The 17,667-nt window shown below is 71.4% G+C and carries 13 protein-coding genes; 5 read left to right on the top strand and 8 right to left on the bottom strand.

All coding sequences use genetic code 11. The annotated features are described in order from the left end of the window. Nucleotides 1-2: 2 nt before the first annotated feature. Nucleotides 3-2,483, bottom strand: a complete 2,481-nt coding sequence (gene leuS, locus AC27IY_RS09365) for a leucine--tRNA ligase (protein WP_487177671.1) — start codon at nt 2,481-2,483, stop codon at nt 3-5. Between the two features lie 431 nt (nt 2,484-2,914). Here leuS and AC27IY_RS09360 point away from each other — a divergent pair, with 431 nt between their 5' ends. Continuing rightward, the gene (locus tag AC27IY_RS09360) at nt 2,915-4,972 is read left to right on the top strand and encodes a hypothetical protein (RefSeq protein WP_487177670.1); all 2,058 of its coding nucleotides are present in this window, start codon (nt 2,915-2,917) and stop codon (nt 4,970-4,972) included. Here the strand turns inward: AC27IY_RS09360 and AC27IY_RS09355 are convergent. Next, nucleotides 4,969-6,210 (bottom strand): cytochrome P450, encoded by a 1,242-nt coding sequence (locus AC27IY_RS09355; protein WP_423453040.1) that lies wholly within the window; start codon nt 6,208-6,210, stop codon nt 4,969-4,971. The genes AC27IY_RS09360 and AC27IY_RS09355 overlap by 4 nt on opposite strands. A 222-nt stretch (nt 6,211-6,432) precedes the next feature. Between AC27IY_RS09355 and AC27IY_RS09350 the strand changes: the two genes are divergently transcribed. Then, nucleotides 6,433-7,464 carry a methyltransferase domain-containing protein gene (locus tag AC27IY_RS09350; RefSeq protein WP_487177669.1) on the top strand — a complete coding sequence of 344 codons (1,032 nt, stop codon included), beginning with the start codon at nt 6,433-6,435 and terminating at the stop codon, nt 7,462-7,464. 6 nt (nt 7,465-7,470) lie between these two features. Here AC27IY_RS09350 and AC27IY_RS09345 read toward each other — a convergent pair whose 3' ends face one another. Genes AC27IY_RS09345 through AC27IY_RS09335 form a run of 3 tightly spaced genes read right to left on the bottom strand, consistent with a single transcriptional unit; the run spans nt 7,471 to nt 11,172 of the window. Then, complete coding sequence (locus AC27IY_RS09345; RefSeq protein WP_423453036.1) at nt 7,471-8,310, bottom strand: alpha/beta fold hydrolase; 840 nt, start codon at nt 8,308-8,310, stop codon at nt 7,471-7,473. Between the two features lie 23 nt (nt 8,311-8,333). Then, a complete protein-coding gene (locus AC27IY_RS09340) occupies nt 8,334-9,587 on the bottom strand; it encodes a cytochrome P450 (protein ID WP_423453034.1) in 1,254 nt (417 codons plus the stop codon). A 43-nt stretch (nt 9,588-9,630) separates the two neighbouring features. Next, complete coding sequence (locus AC27IY_RS09335; RefSeq protein ID WP_487177668.1) at nt 9,631-11,172, bottom strand: GMC family oxidoreductase; 1,542 nt, start codon at nt 11,170-11,172, stop codon at nt 9,631-9,633. Nucleotides 11,173-11,320: 148 nt separating this feature from the next. Between AC27IY_RS09335 and AC27IY_RS09330 the strand changes: the two genes are divergently transcribed. Beyond that, nucleotides 11,321-12,856 (top strand): long-chain-fatty-acid--CoA ligase, encoded by a 1,536-nt coding sequence (locus tag AC27IY_RS09330; RefSeq protein WP_423453030.1) that lies wholly within the window; start codon nt 11,321-11,323, stop codon nt 12,854-12,856. A 106-nt stretch (nt 12,857-12,962) separates the two neighbouring features. Further along, nucleotides 12,963-13,088, top strand: coding sequence for a hypothetical protein (locus tag AC27IY_RS09325; protein WP_364463793.1), 126 nt, complete (start codon nt 12,963-12,965; stop codon nt 13,086-13,088). 65 nt (nt 13,089-13,153) lie between these two features. Here the strand turns inward: AC27IY_RS09325 and AC27IY_RS09320 are convergent, their stop codons facing one another. Beyond that, a complete protein-coding gene (locus AC27IY_RS09320; protein WP_487177667.1) occupies nt 13,154-13,915 on the bottom strand; it encodes a TetR/AcrR family transcriptional regulator in 762 nt (253 codons plus the stop codon). A gap of 114 nt (nt 13,916-14,029) precedes the next feature. Between AC27IY_RS09320 and AC27IY_RS09315 the strand changes: the two genes are divergently transcribed. Then, nucleotides 14,030-14,944 (top strand): zinc-binding dehydrogenase, encoded by a 915-nt coding sequence (locus AC27IY_RS09315; protein ID WP_487177666.1) that lies wholly within the window; start codon nt 14,030-14,032, stop codon nt 14,942-14,944. 30 nt (nt 14,945-14,974) lie between these two features. On the opposite strand, the gene AC27IY_RS09310 is transcribed toward AC27IY_RS09315, so the two are convergent. Beyond that, entirely contained in the window at nt 14,975-16,234 is a 1,260-nt protein-coding gene (locus AC27IY_RS09310) for a class I SAM-dependent methyltransferase (RefSeq protein ID WP_423453024.1), read from the bottom strand. Between the two features lie 4 nt (nt 16,235-16,238). Then, complete coding sequence (locus AC27IY_RS09305) at nt 16,239-17,588, bottom strand: FAD-binding oxidoreductase (RefSeq protein ID WP_344218809.1); 1,350 nt, start codon at nt 17,586-17,588, stop codon at nt 16,239-16,241. Nucleotides 17,589-17,667: the final 79 nt, after the last annotated feature.

The raw sequence follows: 17,667 nt of genomic DNA, 5'->3' as shown, positions 1-17,667 counted from the left end.
AGCTAGGGGACGATGTTGACCAGCTTGGGCGCGCGGACGATGACCTTGCGCGGCATGCCGGACAGGTAGGCCGAGACCTTCTCCGAGGCCAGGGCCAGGGCCCGCAGGTCCTCCTCGGAGATGCCCGGCGGCACCTCCAGGCGGTCACGGACCTTGCCCGCCACCTGCACCACGCAGGTGACGGACTCCTGCACCAGCAGCGCCGGGTCGGCCACCGGCCAGCCGGCGAAGGCGACGGGACCGGGGCGGCCCAGCCGCTCCCAGCCCTCCTCGGCGGTGTAGGGGGCCACCAGGGACAGCATGACCGCCAGCGTCTCGGCGGCCTCGCGGACGGCCGGGTCGGCGGGGCCGGGGCCCGAGTCGATCGCCTTGCGCGCCGCGGAGGTCAGCTCCATCATGCGCGCCACCGCCACGTTGAAGCGGTAGGAGTCGAGCAGCTTGGTGACCTCGTCGATCGTGTGGTGCACGACCTTGCGCAGCTCGGCGTCGCCGGCCTCGACCGGGGTGCCGGGCTCGCTGGTGACCTCGGACATCACGCGCAGCGCGCGGGCCAGGAACTTCTGCGAGGCCAGCGGCGAGAGGTCGGCCCAGTCGATGTCGTCCTCGGGCGGACCGGCGAAGATCATGGTCAGGCGCACCGCGTCGACGCCGTAGGCGTCGATCTGCTGACCCAGGTCGACGCCGTTGCCCAGCGACTTGGACATGGCCTTGCCGCCGTTGATCACCTGGCCCTGGTTGAGCATGCGCCTGAAGGGCTCGGTGAAGTCCACCATGCCCATGTCGTGCAGGACCTTGGTGAAGAAGCGCGAGTAGAGCAGGTGCAGCACGGCGTGCTCGATGCCGCCGACGTACTGGTCGACCGGGCCCCACTTGCGCACCTGCTCGACGTCGAACGGGCCGTCGGTGTGGCCGGGCGAGCAGTAACGCAGGAAGTACCAGGACGAGTCGACGAAGGTGTCCATCGTGTCGGTGTCGCGCTGGGCCCGGCCGCCGCACTTGGGGCAGGAGACGTTGACCCACTCGGCGGCGGAGGCCAGCGGGGCCACGCCCTTGGGGGCCAGCGCCTCGCCGCGCAGGTCGGGCAGCGTGACGGGGAGCTGGTCGTCGGGGACCGGGACCTCGCCGCAGTCGGGGCAGTGGATGATCGGGATCGGCGTGCCCCAGTAGCGCTGGCGGGACAGCAGCCAGTCGCGCAGCCGGTAGTTGACCGCGCCGGTGCCCCTGCCCTCCTTCTCCAGCAGCTCGATGATCCGGGAGATGCCCTCGGCCTTGGTCAGGCCGTCGAGCGGGCCGGAGTTGACCAGCGTGCCCTCGCCGGGCGTGGCCACGCCGGTCTCGCCCGGGTCGGCCAGGCCGGTGTGCACGACGACCTTGACCGGCAGGTCGAACTTGCGCGCGAAGTCGAGGTCGCGCTGGTCGTGGGCGGGCACCGCCATGATGGCGCCGTGGCCGTAGTCGGACAGCACGTAGTCGGCCGCCCAGACCGGGATGCGCTCGCCGTTGACCGGGTTGACGGCGTAGCGGCCCAGGAAGACGCCGGTCTTCTCCTTGTCGGTGGCCAGGCGCTCGATGTCGCTCAGCCGGGCGACCTCGGCGCGGTAGGCCTCGAACGCGGGCCGCTGCTCGTCGGTGACGATCTCGTCGGCCAGCGCGGCGTCGGCGGCGACGACGAAGAACGTGGCGCCGAACAGGGTGTCGGGGCGCGTGGTGTAGACCTGGACCGGCTCCTCGCGGCCCTCGATCTCGAACAGCACGTCGGCGCCCTCGGAGCGGCCGATCCAGTTGCGCTGCATGGTCAGCAGCCGCTCGGGCCAGCCGTGGAGCTGGTCCATGTCGTCCAGCAGCCGCTGCGCGTAGTCAGTGATCTTGAAGTACCACTGGGTCAGCTCGCGCCGGATGACGTCGGCGCCGCAGCGCTCGCACTTGCCGGCCACGACCTGCTCGTTGGCCAGCACCGTCTGGTCGTTGGGGCACCAGTTGACCAGGCCGCCCTTGCGGTAGGCCAGGCCGCGCTCGAAGAAGCGGATGAACAGCCACTGGTTCCAGCGGTAGTAGTCGGGATCGCTGGTGTGCAGGCGGCGCGACCAGTCGAAGGACAGCGCGTAGCGCTTGAACGAGTTGGCCTGCGTGTCGATGTTGGCGTAGGTCCACTCCGCCGGGTGCGCGTTGCGCTTGATCGCGGCGTTCTCGGCGGGCAGGCCGAAGGAGTCCCAGCCGATGGGGTGCAGCACGTTGTAGCCCTGCTGCATCCAGTAGCGCGACACGACGTCGCCGAGCCCGAACGCCTCGGCGTGGCCCATGTGCAGGTCGCCCGAGGGGTAGGGGAACATGTCGAGCATGTAGCGCCGCTCGCGGGGGTCGGCGGGGTCTTCGCTCGCCCGGTAGGGCTCCTGCTCCTCCCAGCGCTGCAACCACTTGGCCTGCAGTGCCTGCGGGTCGTACTCACTCACGGCTACTGTCCTTCTGGATTGACTCGGACCCATAAGAAAACCCCCCGTGCACAACGAGGGGTAGCCGCGACGGCGAGATCTCAGGGCCGTCGCGGCCCGCTAAGAAGCAGGGTCGCGGAACGCATGTGTCAAGCCTAGCGCACCTCTTCGGCTGAATGCAGGCAGACGATCGGCGGCCCCAGGCACAATGGACGCTTCAGGGTTGACGAGACCCGATGGTGATGTATCCGTTGTGACCTCATTCGTCCCAGAAGATTACCCTTGTCGCCGTGGTATACCCAGCTGAGCGCGATCGACCGGAGGACGGCCTGCCCATGCAGGACCCGCCCACCGATCCGCATGGCTTCGCTCGTTTCGCTGCGGAACCACCCTCATCTCCTGGAAAATCCCATGAGATCATGCCTGGTACGTCAAATCCGGATATAAGGGTTGATCCGGACAGAACTTCGGGAGGACCGGCAGACATGGCAACGGATAACTCCGGACCACACCTGCCCCCATCCTGGCCGGAGGCGCCGCGCAGGGAACCATCCTCGTGGGCCAGCACGCCCTCCGAGCAGGACTCCTCCCCCTCCTGGGCGGGAACGCCCGCGGCCGAGGTGCCCATGTCGTGGCCGGAGACGCCGCGGCAGGCCGGTCACGACCCCGCCTGGCCCGAGCCCCCGCGCCCCGAGAGCTCCTGGCCGGAGCCGCCCCGCCCGTCCCGCGGCGGCCCAGCGAACGGCCCCGCGAACGGCGCAGGTCACGGCGCCGGCAACGGCGCAGGTCACGGCGCCGGCAACGGCGCGGCGAACGGGAACGGTCCGAGGAACGGCGGCGCGAACGGCAACGGCCCGCGAAACGGCGGGCCGAACGGCGCCGCCGGCGATGGCCGCCGCGCGGACGCCCCGGGCTCCTACGGCGCGCAGGACCCCGGCCCGTCCTGGCCCGAGCCGCCCCGCCCGGACGCCGGCTGGCCCGAGCCGCCGCGCAAGGACGGCGGCGCTCCGGCATGGGCCGGCGAGCGCGGCAACGGCCGTCCTCCCGCGCCCGGCCAACTGCCGAACTCCGGTCCCAACGGCATGTCCGACCCTATGAACGCCGGCCCCAACGGCATGTCCGACCCCATGAACTCTGGGCCCGGCCGCATGTCCGACCCGATGAACTCCGGCCCCGGCCGTATGCCCGAGCCGGCGTTCGACGCGGCGCCGCATCGGGTGCCCGACCCGGTGCCCGCCTGGCAGCAGCCGCCGACGCCCTCCCCCGGCGCGTGGGCCAACCTGTCCACGCCGGCGCCCTGGCCGCCCCGCCCCCCGGAGCCCGTCGAGGCGCCCGAGCCGCGCCCGTTCGACAACGCCCCGGCTGCGGCCCCGTTCGACGGCGCCCCGGTCGTGTCGGCCCCGGTCTCGTACGACGGCGCACCGGTCGCGTCGGCCCCGGTCTCGTACGACGGCGCACCGGCCGCCTCCGCGCCGGTCTCGTTCGGGCAGGCCGCCGCCGCGCCCGCCGGGACCCTGCCGCACGAGGGCCCGTCCGGGCCGCACGGCCCGCCGCCGCAGCCGTCCGAGGAGCGCACGATCACCTACGGCCGCCCCGGCGAGACCCACATCGGCGCCCCGCCGGCGCCCCCCGGCGAGCACGGGCAGCCTCCCCAGCAGGGATCACGCGCCGGCTCCAACCTGAGCCGCGACCCCTCCGACCCGGAGAACAGGTTCGTGACCGCGGGCCAGATCAGCGGCTCGCGCACCCCGCCCCCTGAGCGTCAGCAGGAGCTCTGGAACACCGTCTTCGGCGACAACTACGAGGCGACGGGCGGGCGCGACCCGCTGGACGACGACGATGAGGGCAAGCCGATCTGGATCTACGCCCTCGGCGGCTCCGTGGCGATCGCGCTGGTGGCCGCGCTGCTGTGGGCGTTTCTGGCGGGGCCGCTGGCCGGCGAGGAGGCGGCGAGCACCGCCGCCGCCGGTCCCACGACCTCGCAGAAGCCGAGCGCGACCAAGGCCGGCACCTCGATCGGCCCGCTGCCGAAATACCCCGGCAAGGCCTCGCCGGTGATCGGCCGGGTGCCCGACCAGGCGGCCGGGATCTCCGTCCCGCGCCTCGGCGGCACCTGGCAGCTCGACCAGCGCGCGACGGTCAAGGCGACCTACGGCTACGACACCCGCCAGTACGTCCCGATCAACGAGGACAAGTCGGCCATGGTCATGTCGGGGCCGCTGCCGGAGCGGCTGGCGTCGTACTACGACCAGGACGACCTGGAGCCGGTGATCAAGCAGGTCGTGCTGGACGCCAGGAAGCGGTTCTTCCCGTCCGACAACAAGGTGCGCAAGGTCGCCCAGCAGGCGATCAAGGTGGGCGACAAGACCGGGCGGCTGATCGCGTACTCGCTGACGTCGGGCACCGACAAGGCCACGATCGTGACGATGGCGGTCAACACCGGCGGCAGCGTGCCCGCCATCGTCTTCGTGTCGATCCCGGCCGAGAGCAAGCAGCTCCTGCCCGACATCCGGGTGGTGATGAACCAGCTCAGGCTGGGCTAGAAGCGGCACTCCATGTGCTTGATGCCGTTGATGAACGAGGAGTGCAGCCGGTCCGGCTCGCCGCCCTCGATCTGGGGCACCCGGCGCAGCAGCTCGCGGAACATCACCGTGATCTCGCGCCGGGCCAGGTGCGCGCCCAGGCAGAAGTGGGGCCCCGGCCCGCCGAAGCCGACGTGCGGGTTGGGGTGGCGGGTGACGTCGAAGCGGTACGGGTCCTCGAACACCGCCTCGTCCCGGTTCGCGGCCCAGTAGAACAGGACGGCCTTCTCGCCCTTGCGGTAGAGGTGGCCGTTCATCTCGAAGTCGCGGGTGACCTTGCGGCGCATGAAGTTGACCGGCGAGGCCAGCCGGACGATCTCCTCGACGGCCGAGGGCGCGCGCCCGTCGAGGTCCTCCAGCCAGCGGGCGCGCTGGTCGGGGTTCCTGGTCAGCAGGTGCAGGCCGTGGGAGATGGCGTTGCGGGTGGTCTCGTTGCCCGCCACGACGAGCAGGATGAAGAACGAGCCCAGCTCCTGCATGGTCAGCCGCTCGCCGTCGATGTTGGCGTTGACCAGTGACGAGGTGAGGTCGCCCGTCGGGTTCTCGCTGCGGTGGGCGGCGAGGTCCTGGACGAGCTGCTGCAGCTCCATGCCGGCGGTGAGCAGGCGGGTGGCGATCTGTTCGAGGTCGCCGCCGGTGTACTCGGGGTCGAAGCCGCCGAGGATGACGTTCGAGCGGTCGAAGACGTAGGTGTAGTCCCGCTCGGGGATGCCCATCATGTCGCAGATGATCTTCAGGGGGAGCCGGGCGGCCACCTCGGTGACGAAGTCGACGCCGGGCCCCTTGGCCAGCAGGTCGTCCACGATGGTGGTGGCCGCCGACTCGACGTCCGCCTCGAACTGCTTGATCATCTTGGGGGTGAACGCCCGCGAGACGATCCTGCGCAGCCGGGCGTGGCGCGGATCGTCCATGTTGATCATTGAGCCGAAGTACTCGGTGAACTCGCTCGGCATGTCGGGGATGTTGGTCGCGCCGCCGTCGCCCGAGCAGAAGACCTCCGGGTTGCGGCTGGCCTCCAGGATGTCGGCGTGCTTGACCAGCGCGTAGTAGCCGGGACCCTTGGGGGCGACGCCGACGTCCATCTCCTCGAAGAACGCGGGGGTCTCACGGGCACGCAGCCGGTCGAAGGCCTGCTCGCGCTCCTCCATGGGCCTGGCCCAGAAGTCGCGGTCCGACAGGTCGAAGTCGAGGACGCTCATGAGGCAATCATTGGAAAAGCAGGCACTTACGTCAATGGTTCTGACGTACACCGTACGTACGTGATCAACCGGGCCCCGCCCTGTGGCTAGAATGACCGCCATGTACGCGTTCTTCTTCGCCCTCGGCTAGCGATCCGCCGGCGGGTCGCGGAGCACCCACCGCCGGCGATGCGGGACGGCTGACTCAGCGCCGTCCCGGGTCGCGACGTGGGAGAAGGACACGTGCATACTTTTGCCGTGGCCAGGGCGGTGCACGGCATCGAACCCCTGGTGGCCACGGAGATCCGGCGTTCCGGCGCGGGCGTGGTGCGGGAGCTGCGCCATCGCGAGGTGTGGTTCGAGACCCCGGGCACAGCGGGCCTGCCGGTGCTGCGGACGGCCGATGACGTGCTGCTGGCCGCCGCCGTGGTGGACGGGATCGGGCGGGATCGCTCCGCCCTGCGGCGGCTCGCCCGGGCCGCGCGCGAGCTGGACCCCGGGCCGCTGCCGGCGCCCGGCCCCGCAGGGGTGGAGGTGTCGGCGTCGTTCGTGGGCCGGCGCAACTACACCAGGTACGACGTCGAGGACGCGGTGGGGGCCGAGCTGGCGCGGCCGGCGCGGGTGCCGTACCACTCGCGGCGGGACGGCGCGCGGCCGCCCGGCGGGGCGACGGCCTGGCGGGTCACCATCGAGGGCGAGCGCGCGCTGATCGCGGTACGGCCGGCCCGGCGTCCGCTGCACCGCCGCGCCTACAAGACGGCCTCCGTCCGCGGCACCCTGCACCCGCCGCTGGCCGCCGCCATGGGACAGCTCGCCGACCTGGCGGGTCTGTCCGCCGGTGCGGGGACGGTGCTGGACCCGTGCTGCGGCGCGGGCACGACGCTGATCGAGGCGCGCGCGCTCGCGCCGGGAGCCCGCTTCCTGGGCTTCGACCACGCGCCCGACGCGCTCGCCGCCGCCAGGGCCAACGCGGGGGGCGGCGGTGGAGCGTTCATCTGGGCGCGCGCCGACGGCGGCCGCGTCCCCGTACGGGACGGGGCGGCAGACCGGGTGCTGGTCAACCCGCCGTGGGGCCGCCAGGTGCCGCCCCTGGGGCTGCTCGCCGGCGGGCTCGGCCCGCTGTGGCGGGAGGTGCGGCGGGTGCTGGCCGACGACGGGCTCGCGGTGGCGCTGGTCCACGACGACGGGCCGCCGCGCGGGTTCGCCGTGGAGCGGGCCGTACGGGTGAGCCTGTCGGGGCGGCACCCCCTGATCGCGGTGCTCAGGAAGGAGTAGGGAGGGTCAGGCGGGCCCGAGCCAGTCGAGGATCAGCCGGTTGACCTCGTCCGGCCGCTCCAGGTGCAGGAAGTGGCCCGCGTCCGCCACGATCTCGGCCCGCGACCCGCCGGGCAGGTGCGCGACGGCGTCCTTGACGAGCCCGGCGCCCAGGCAGCCGTCCTGGGCGCCGTGCAGGTAGAGCACGGGCCCGCGCGCCTCCGGATCCGGCTCGGGGTAGCGGCCGGAGGGCGGGGTGGTGCCGAGCATCGCCCGGTAGTAGCCGATGGCCGCCGCGAGGTTGGCCGGGTCGTCGAGCAGGCTGCGGCGGACGAAGGCGAGGTCCTGGGCGGCGTCGTATCCCGGTGACCAGTCGCGCCAGAGGCCCTCGAGGAAGCCGGGGGCCGCCGCGGCGGTCTCGGCCAGCGGGGTCTGGAACAGGAAGACGTAGAACGAGCGCCGGAGCTGCTCGTAGTCGAAGAAGGAGCCGGCCAGCGCGCCCGGCGGCGGCACCGCCAGCGCGACGGCCCGGCGGAAGCGGCCGGCGCACTGGTGGACGGGGAAGGCGCCCCAGTCGTGCCCGACGACGACGGCGTCCGCGCCGCCGCCCAGCTCCTCGTGCAGCGCGAGGACGTCGGCGGCCAGCGCCGCCCCCTCGTACGCCCCGTCGGCCGGGATCTCGGTGGGCGCGTAGCCGCGCAGGAACGGCGCGACCGCCCGGTAGCCCCGCTCGGCCAGCGCCGGCATCAGGTGCCGCCAGGTGTGCGCGGTGTCGGGGAAGCCGTGCAGGCACAGCGCGAGCGGCCCGTCCCCCAGGGTCAGATACGCGAACTCCAGCCCGTTGGCGTGGACAGTCCTGATCTCCATGACTGCGAAACCTAGCATTCGGGTCAGACGGTATAGCGCAGGTGCTTGACGCCGTTGATGAAGTTGGACAGCAGGAAGTCCGGCTCTCCTGCCGCGCGGATGCCGGGCAGGCGGGTGAACAGCTCGCGGAACATCACCGTCATCTCCCTGCGCGCCAGGTGGGCGCCGAGGCAGTAGTGCGGGCCGGGGCCGCCGAAGCCGACGTGCGGGTTGGGGTCGCGGGTGATGTCGAACGTGTCGGGGTGGTCGAAGACGGTTTCGTCGCGGTTGGCGGAGTTGTAGAAGAGCAGCACCTTGTCGCCCTTCTTGTACGCCGTCCCGTTCATCTCGTGGTCGCGGGTGAGCGTCCGCCGGAACTGGATGACCGGGGTCGCGTAGCGGACGATCTCGTCGCAGGCGGCCACGATGTGGCCGTCGAAGTTCGCGAGGAGCAGCTCGCGCTGCTCGGGATGGTCGGTGAGCAGCTTCAGCCCGTAGGCGATGGCGTTCCTGGTGGTCTCGCTGCCGGCCACCACGAGCAGGATGAAGAACGACCCCAGCTCCTGCGACGACAGCCGCTCCTCGCCGTTGACCAGCAGGCTGACGAGGTCGCCCGTGGGCCGTTTGCGCCGCTCGTCGCCGAGGCGGGCGGCCAGCCGGTTGAGCGAGTAGCCGGCGTGCAGCAGCTTGGCCAGGCCGCGGGCCACGTTGAGCCGGCCGAAGTCGGGCGACAGGCCGGTGTACTCGGGGTCGGCGTTGCCGAGGATGACATTGGTGCGCCGCAGCACCATGTCGTGGTACGCGGCGGGGATGCCCATCATGTCGCAGATGACGCGGACCGGGAGCCGGGCCGCGATCTGGGTGACGAAGTCGCCCGGCCCCTCCTCGACGGCCCGGTCAACGATCTCGGCGGCGGCCCGCGCGAGGTCCTCCTCCATCTTGGCGAGGATGCGCGGGGTGAAGGCGCGGGAGACGATCCGCCGCAGCCTGGCGTGCCGCGGATCGTCCATGTTGATCATCGACCCGAAGTACACGCTGAGCCAGCGCGGCATGTCCGGGATGCTGTTGGAGCACGGCTCGCTGCTGAAGACGGCCGCGTTCCTGCTGGCCTCGGTCACGTCGGCGTGGCGGACGAGGGCGTAGTAGCCCGGCCCGCCGCCGACGAACGGCACGGCCTGCTCGCGTACGAACACCGGGTGATCGAGCGCGCGCAGCCGGCGGAAGGCCTCCATGCGCTCGGCCTGCGGCAGGGCCCAGAACGGGATGTGCGACAGGTCGACGTCGGTGGACAGGGTCATACCCACCAACATTGTGCAAGTGACCACTTACGTCAAGGGTCGCTCACTTTCGCCCGAGGATCAGATCCGCCCCCTTCTCGCCGATCATGATGGCCGGGGCGTGCGTGTGGCCGCGGTTGAGCGTCGGCATGATCGACGCGTCCGCGACGCGCAGCCCCTCGATGCCGCGCACCCGCAGCGACGGGTCCACGACCGAGCCCTCGTCGGCGCCCATCCGGCAGGTGCCGACCGGGTGGTAGAGGGTCTCGGCGCGCTCGCGCACCCACTGGGCCAGCTCCTCGTCGCTCTCCGGCCCCCAGTAGGGGTCCATCGGCCCGCCCGCGTACGGCCGCATCGCCGAGGTCGTGAACACCTGCTTGGCCGCCTTCAGCCCGGCGACCAGCCGCCGCACGTCGGCCTCCGCGCTCAGGTAGTTGGGGTCGATGACCGGGTCGCGGCCGTTCAGCGTGATCCGGCCGCGGCTCTCCGGCTGCAGCAGCACCACGCCCACGGTCAGGCCGTGCCCGGTCGCCGGGACGAGGCCGTGCTCCACGAACGGGACCGGCGCGAAGACCAGCTCGATGTCCGGCGCGGGCTCCTCGGGCGAGGTGCGCAGGAACGCGACCGCCTCGCCGACGTTCGTGGTGAGCATGCCGGAGCGCAGCACGAGGAAACGCAGCAGGTTGCCGATGGACTCGGCCTTGGTGAGCGTGACCGGCTGGAGGCAGGCGACGTACACGCCGGAGGCGAGGTGGTCCTGGAGGTTCCCGCCGACCTCGGGCAGGTCGTGCACGACCTCGACGCCGGCCGCGCGCAGCTCGTCGGCCGCGCCCACGCCCGAGCGCATGAGCAGGTGCGGCGAGCCGATCGCGCCCGCGGCCAGGACGACCTCGCGCCGCGCCCGCAGCTGCGCGCCGCTGTGCTCGATCCCCACCGCCCTGCGTCCGTCGAACAGCACCCGCTCGACGGTCACCCCGGTGATCACGGTCAGGTTGGACCGCTTGAGCGCCGGGCGCAGGTAGGCGTCGGCCGAGCTCCAGCGCCGGCCGCGGTACTGCGTGACGGGGGTCGGGCAGTAGCCCTCGTTGGAGGGACCGTTCAGCTCGCGCAGCCGCTGATACCCCAGCTCCTCGCAGGCGCGCAGGAACGCGGCCGTGGTGACGTTGGGGCTGCGCAGCTCGGAGATGTGCAGCGGTCCGCCGGTGCCGTAGACGCCGCCGTCGTTGCTGCCGATCCGGTGCTCGGCCCTGGTGAAGTACGGCAGCACGTCCGCGTAGGACCAGCCGGGCACCTCCCACTGGTCGTAGTCGCGGGCGCAGCCGCGCACCCACATCTGGGCGTTGAGCGAGGACGAGCCGCCGACGACCCGGCCGCGCGGCCAGTAGAGCTCCCGGCCGGACAGCTCGTCCTGCTTGGCCGTGGTGTAGTTCCAGTCGTAGTCGGTCTTGAAGAGCTTGGCGAAACCCGCGGGCATGCGGATCTCCAGCTTGTCGTCCTGGCCGCCCGCCTCGACCAGGGCCACAGACACGCCCGGATCGGCCGACAGCCGGTTGGCCAGCACGCAGCCCGCCGAGCCGGCGCCCACGATCACGTAGTCGTACTCCATGGTTCCCTCCATGGGGGCAAGTAATTGACTACTTGCTTACGCCACGTAGGCGAGGACGTCCATATCCAGTTGTAACCTGCGTTACCTACCGGTCGGTATGCCCATGCTGCGAAGATGGCGCGAAAGCCGGCTAGAGGAGGAAGGCGTCATGCTGAACTTGTCGATCGTCCTGGAGGACAGCGCCAGGAACAACCCGGACGGCACGGCCATCGTCTTCGGTGACATGCGGCTGCCGTACTCGATGATCGACACGGTGGCCAACCAGGTGGCGAACCTGCTGGTGTCGCGCGGCATCCGCAAGGGCGACAAGGTCGCGCTGGCCTGCCCCAACCTGCCGTACTTCCCGTTCGTCTACTACGGCATCCTCAAGGCCGGAGCGACCGTGGTGCCGCTCAACGTGCTGCTGCAGTCCCGCGAGATCGCCTACCACCTCGACGACAGCGACGCCAAGGCGCTCTTCTGCTTCGAGGGCACGCCCGAGCTGCCGCTCGGCGAGCGCGGCAAGGCCGGCTTCGAGGCGGCCGAGGGCTGTGAGCACTTCTTCGTGCTGCCCGCCACCCCGCTCGCCACCGAGTCGGAGTACGGCGAGTCCTTCTGGGCGGCGCTCGGCGGCATGGCGGCCACGTTCGAGACCGTGCAGACCGCGCCCGACGACACCGCGGTCATCCTCTACACCTCCGGCACGACCGGCCAGCCGAAGGGCGCCGAGCTCAGCCACCAGAACATGCTGATGAACGCCATCGTCAGCGACCGCATGTTCCCGGCCACCGAGGGCGGCGACGTCTACCTGGGCGTGCTGCCGATGTTCCACTCCTTCGGCCAGACCACCGTCATGAACACCGGGTTCCTGCGCGGCGCGACAGTGGTGCTCATGCCGCGCTTCGAGCCGGGCGAGGCCCTGGAGCTCATGCGCAAGGAGGGCGTGACGTTCTTCGCGGGCGTCCCCACCATGTACTGGGGCATGCTCACCAAGATCCACGCCGAGGGCGCCGAGGTGCCGGACACGCTGCGGATCGCGGTGGCGGGCGGCGCGTCCTCGCCGGTCGAGGTGCTGAAGGACTTCGAGCAGACCTTCGGCATCGGCATCCTGGAGGGCTACGGCCTGTCGGAGACCTCGCCGGTGGCGAGCTTCAACCAGCCGGGCCGGCCGGCCAAGCCGGGCACCATCGGCACCCCCATCTGGGGCGTGGAGATGAAGCTCGTGGACGGCGACTGGAAGACGGTCGAGGGCGAGGGCCCCGGCGAGATCGCCATCCGCGGCCACAACGTCATGAAGGGCTACTACGGCCGCCCCGAGGCCACCGCCGAGGTCATGCGGGACGGCTGGTTCCGCACCGGCGACATCGCCACGCGCGACGCCGACGGCTACTACGCCATCATCGACCGCGCCAAGGACATGATCATCCGTGGCGGCTTCAACGTCTACCCGCGCGAGCTCGAAGAGGTCCTCATGACCCACGAGGCCGTCTCGCTGGCCGCCGTGGTGGGCGTGACGCACGAGTCGCACGGCGAGGAGATCAAGGCGTACGTCATCAGGACGCCGGACGCCACGATCACCGAGGACGAGCTCATCGCCTGGTGCAAGGAGAACATGGCGGCCTACAAGTATCCGCGGATCATCGAGTTCCGTGACGCGCTGCCGATGACGGCCACCGGCAAGATCCTCAAGCGCGAGCTGCGCTGACCCTTCGCCTCCCGGAAGGCGGACGCCGTGCGGCGTTCGCCTTTCGGCCGTGCTGATTGTAATCTTGCGGTAACCGCATGCAACCGAGCACGGCAAAGGAGGTCGCGTGGGCCGCCACGAGAAGCCCCACACCCCCAAGGACCAGCCAGAAGAGGGCAAGGAAACGGCCAGGCCGGCCGAGCTGCGGCCGAGCCGCGGCAAGCACGCCGCTCCGGCCGAGGACCCGGAGTGACCCTCTCCCTCTAGCGGTCCTCCGGCACGCGGGCCGCCACCTCGGCGCGGAGGTGGCGGCCATCCTCACCCTCCCCCAGCAGCACCGTCCCCCAGCAGCGCCAGGGCCAGGCTCCGCACCGAGCGGGTGAACCTGCGCGGGTCCTCCGGCGGCGTCACGTGCCGGATCAGCGCCCCGTCGAAGACCGCCAGCAGGGCGTGGGCCACGAAGCCGGCGTCCAGCTCCGGGCGGGCCTCCCCGATGAGGGCGCTGAGGTGCCCGTGCCAGGAGCGGTAGCTCGGGTCGTCGTACTTGTCCTCGGCGCACGCCTGCTCGTGCGCCGCCAGCAGGATCGCGTTCCCCTCGGCGATCGCGCCCAGGCCGTCGAGGAAGGCGAGCAGCCGGTCACGGGCCGGCGCGCCGGGGCCGAGCGGCGGCGGGCCGTCGGTCACCGCCTCCCGCAGGTCCTTCGAGCGCTCCTCCAGCAGCGCCTGCAGCAGCCCGGCCCGGCTGCCGAACCGCCGGAACACCGTGCCCTTCCCGACCCCGGCCAGCGCCGCGACCCGGTCGATGGACACGTGGTCGCCGCCGCCCTCCGCCAGCAGCCGCTCGGTCGCCCGCAACACCGCCACCCGATTACGCGCGGCATCCCCCCGCTCCACCCGCCCGCCCCCGGCACCGACCCGCTCCGCCCGCTCGCGCCCGGCACCGGCTCGCTCGCGCCCGGCGCCGACCCGCTCCGCCCGCTCGCGCGAGGCGCCGACCTGCTCCACCCGGTCGCGCGAGGCGCCGACTTGCTCCGCCCGGTCGCGCGTGGCGTCGAGTTGCTCCGTCCGCCCGTCTGTCATGACGTCCTTCCTCCCCCTCATTGTCGCGGACCGTCGGTCCGTTTATGCTAGCGTGCATACCCATCCGGACCGACGGTCCGCTTACCCTTTCGCCGCCAAGGAGGCAGCTCGACCATGCGCGCTCTCGTCACCGATCCCGAAGCTCCCGGCGCCCTGCGCCTCGGCACCGCGCCCGAGCCGGAGCCAGGTCCCGGCCGGCTCGTGCTCGACGTCCACCACGTCTCGCTCAACCGCGGCGAGGTCATCGGCGCCGCCGGCCGCCCGCCCGGCACCGTCCACGGGTTCGACGCGGCCGGGACCGTCCGGCAGGCGGCGACGGACGGCGCCGGCCCGGCCGAAGGCACGCGCGTGGTGGCGTTCGGGGAGGGAGCGTGGGCGCAGCGGATGGCGGTGGACGTCACGGCCGTGGCCGCCGTCCCCGACGGCGTGGACCTGGCCGCCGCCGCCGCGCTCCCGATGGCCGGCCTCACCGCGCTGCGCACCCTGCGCACCCACCCCATCCTCGGCCGCCGCGTGCTCGTCACCGGCGCCGCGGGCGGCGTCGGCCGCTACGCGGTCCAGCTCGCCGCGCTCGGCGGCGCCCACGTCATCGCCTCGGTCGGCTCCCCGTCCCGCGCCGCCGGCCTGGCCGAACTCGGCGCGGCCGAGGTGGTGATCGGCCTGGACGGCGTCGGCGAGCCCGTGGACCTGATCCTCGACAACGTCGGCGGCCCCCAGCTCGCCGCCGCCTGGCGGTTGCTCGCGCCCGGCGGCGACATCCAGGCCATCGGCTGGGCCTCGGGCGAGCCCGCCGTCCTCGCGCCGTACTCGCTGTTCTCGCTCGGCCCGGCGAAGACGGTGAGCTCGTTCGGCGACGTACGCGAGCCGGGACCCGACCTCGCCACACTGCTCGCCTTCGTGGCGTCGGGCCGGCTCTCGCCGGAGGTGAGCTGGCGGGGGACATGGGACCGGGTCGGCGAGGCCGCCACGGCGCTGCTGGAGCGGCGCGTCGCGGGAAAGGCCGTCCTCGACGTCATCCAGGCGCCGTGAAGGACGGCCTCCCGGCCGCGGGCGGGAAGGTCAGGGCCAGTCGCGGGCCGGGCGCAGCGGCATGCCGGAACGGCCCTGTTCGTCCAGCTTGACCGCCAGCACCTGGTGGAGCTGGACCTTGTTGCGCTCGAAGCCCACGATGCAGCCGGCCATGTAGAGCGCCCAGACGCGGGCGGTGCCCATGCCGACCTCCTGGACCGCGTCCTCCCAGTTGGCGTCGAGGTTGTCGCACCAGTGGCGGAGGGTCTTGGCGTAGTGCTCGCGGAGGTTCTCCTCGTGGCGGATCTCGAAGCCGAGGTCCTCCATCTGGCGGATCAGCCAGCCCACCGACTCCAGCTCGCCGTCGGGGAAGACGTAGCGGTTGATGAAGCCGCCCTTGTTGAAGGTCTTCTCCTTGCCCGTCGGGCGGGTGATGCAGTGGTTGAGCAGCCGGCCGCCCGGCTTGAGCTTGCCGTACAGGAACTCGAAGTACGCCGGCACGTTGTCCTTGCCGATGTGCTCGGTCAGGCCGATGGAGCTGACCGCGTCGAAGCCGGTCTCCCGTACGTCGCGGTAGTCCATGAAGCGGACCTCGGCGAGGTCCTGCAGACCCTCGTCGGCGATGGCCTTCTGCGCCCACTCGGCCTGCTGCTTGCTCAGCGTCACGCCGAGCGCCTTGACGCCGTAGTGCTTGGCGGCGTGGATGACCATGCCGCCCCAGCCGCAGCCGACGTCGAGCAGGCGCATGCCCTCCTTGAGGCCGAGCTTGCGCGCCACGAGGTCGAACTTGGCGAACTGGGCCTCCTCAAGTGAGGAGCTCTCCTCGGGGAAGGCCGCGCAGGTGTACGCCATCGACGGCCCGAGCACCCACCGGTAGAACCGGTTGGAGACGTCGTAGTGGTGGTGGATGGCCTCGGCGTCGCGCTGCTTGGCGTGCCGGGAGCCCAGCCTGGCCAGGGTGCTCTGCCGCATCTCCTGCGGCGGGGGCGGGACCCGCATGAGCAGCGGCTTGACCCCGAGCGCCCGCACCGCGGCGACCTTCTCGGCGGTGCTCAGATCGTTGGTGGTGATGTTCCACATGCGGTCCAGCAGGGTGTACATGTCGCCGTGCACGTCGATGTGACCGGAAATGTAGGCTCTGGCCAGGCCCAGCTCCCCCGGGGCCTGCGCCAGGTAGGCCACCGCGATCGGCGACTTGACCTCGAGCGCGAGGTCGGCCGCGTCCGGCCCCGCCTTGCTGCCGTCGTAGGCCATGAACGCGATGTTGGCGTCCTTGCCGACGATTTTCTCGAAGATGGTTGCGAGAGCCATCGACTCACCTTCCCCGTACACACTTGTCGTACAGGTCCAGCAGGCGTCCGTTCGGGTCGTATTCCTGCTTGACCGGCCAGTAGGCGTCGCCGTTGTACAACTGCCAGAACTGCTCGGGGTCGTAGAAGGACGTCGAGTAGAGCGACTTGTGGCCGTCGAGATCGTGCACGGCGTTCTCGATCAGCCGGTTGTAGTAACCGTCGAACTGTCCCCGTGGCAGCGGCACCATACCCCAGAAGCCGAAGTTGACGTACAGCCGCCCCGGCTCCAGGGGATAGAGCGGCCAGCGGGAGCCGGCCCGGAGCGGGCACATCCACACCGGGGTCATGCCCACCTTGTCGTGGAAGAACTCCAGGAACTCGGCGCCGCGCTCGACGGGCACCTCGACGTCCTGGATGACCGACTCGTGGACGGGCTGGTCGCGCCAGCGGTCGACGCGCGCGGTCACGCCGTACTTCCGGTCGAGCGCGACCAGGCGGCGGTAGACGTCGGAGCGCATCCAGCGGCGCGGCATGAGTGAGCGGACCACGGGCTGCTGCACGCCGAAGGCGCGCGAGCACCAGAACCAGTCGGTGTCCCAGCGCCACAGGTAGTCGTGGATGGTCAGCCAGTCGCGGTTGCGCTGCCTGATCGACTGGTAGTAGATGCGCATGCCGGTGTAGTCGGAGACGTAGGGCGCGCGCTCGGCGAAGCGGCCGAGGGTGATGTACATCTCGCCGGGGTCGAAGAAGACGCCGTCCACGAAGTCGACCCGCTCGCCGTCGTGGACCATGCTCTCGCAGATCTCCTGCATGGCGAGCATGCACTTGGCGGCGTCGGTGAACCTGACGTGGGTGAGATGCACGTACGGCTGGACCTTGCGGAGCTTGATCCTGATGCGCAGGGCGTAGCCGAGCGTGCCGTAGGAGTTGGGGAAGGAGCGGAACAGCTCGCGGTGCTCGTTGTCCTCGCGCGCCACGATCACCCGCCCGTCGCCGGTGAGGATCTCCAGCTCCTCGACCGACTCGTGGGGCAGGCCGTCCCTGAAGCTGGTCGACTCGATGCCGAGACCGGTGACGGCGCCGCCGAGCGTGATGGTCTTGAGCTGGGGCACCACGTACGGCATGAGCCCGTGCGGCAGGGTGGCCTCGACCAGGTGCTCGTAGGTGGTCATGCCCTGGACCTCGGCCGTCATGGTCTCGGGGTCCACGCTGATGACCTCGTCCAGGTCGCGCGCCGACAGCTTCGCGGTGCGGCCGGAGTCGCGGAACCTGAAGAGGTTCGACGTCGACTTGGCCAGCCGGGGCGCGGCGCCGCCGGGGATCTCCGCGTAGGACTGCCTGATCTGCTCTACTGCCCGTCGGTGTGTCGACATCGTCGTCGTCACCAAAGCACCCCCTTGAGCTGGTAGAGATCGTCCGTCAGCACGGTATCTCCCGCTCGCGGCTCGGGCC

Source organism: Nonomuraea sp. B208, assembly GCF_057536035.1.
This window is presented reverse-complemented; position numbering and strand designations above follow the sequence as displayed.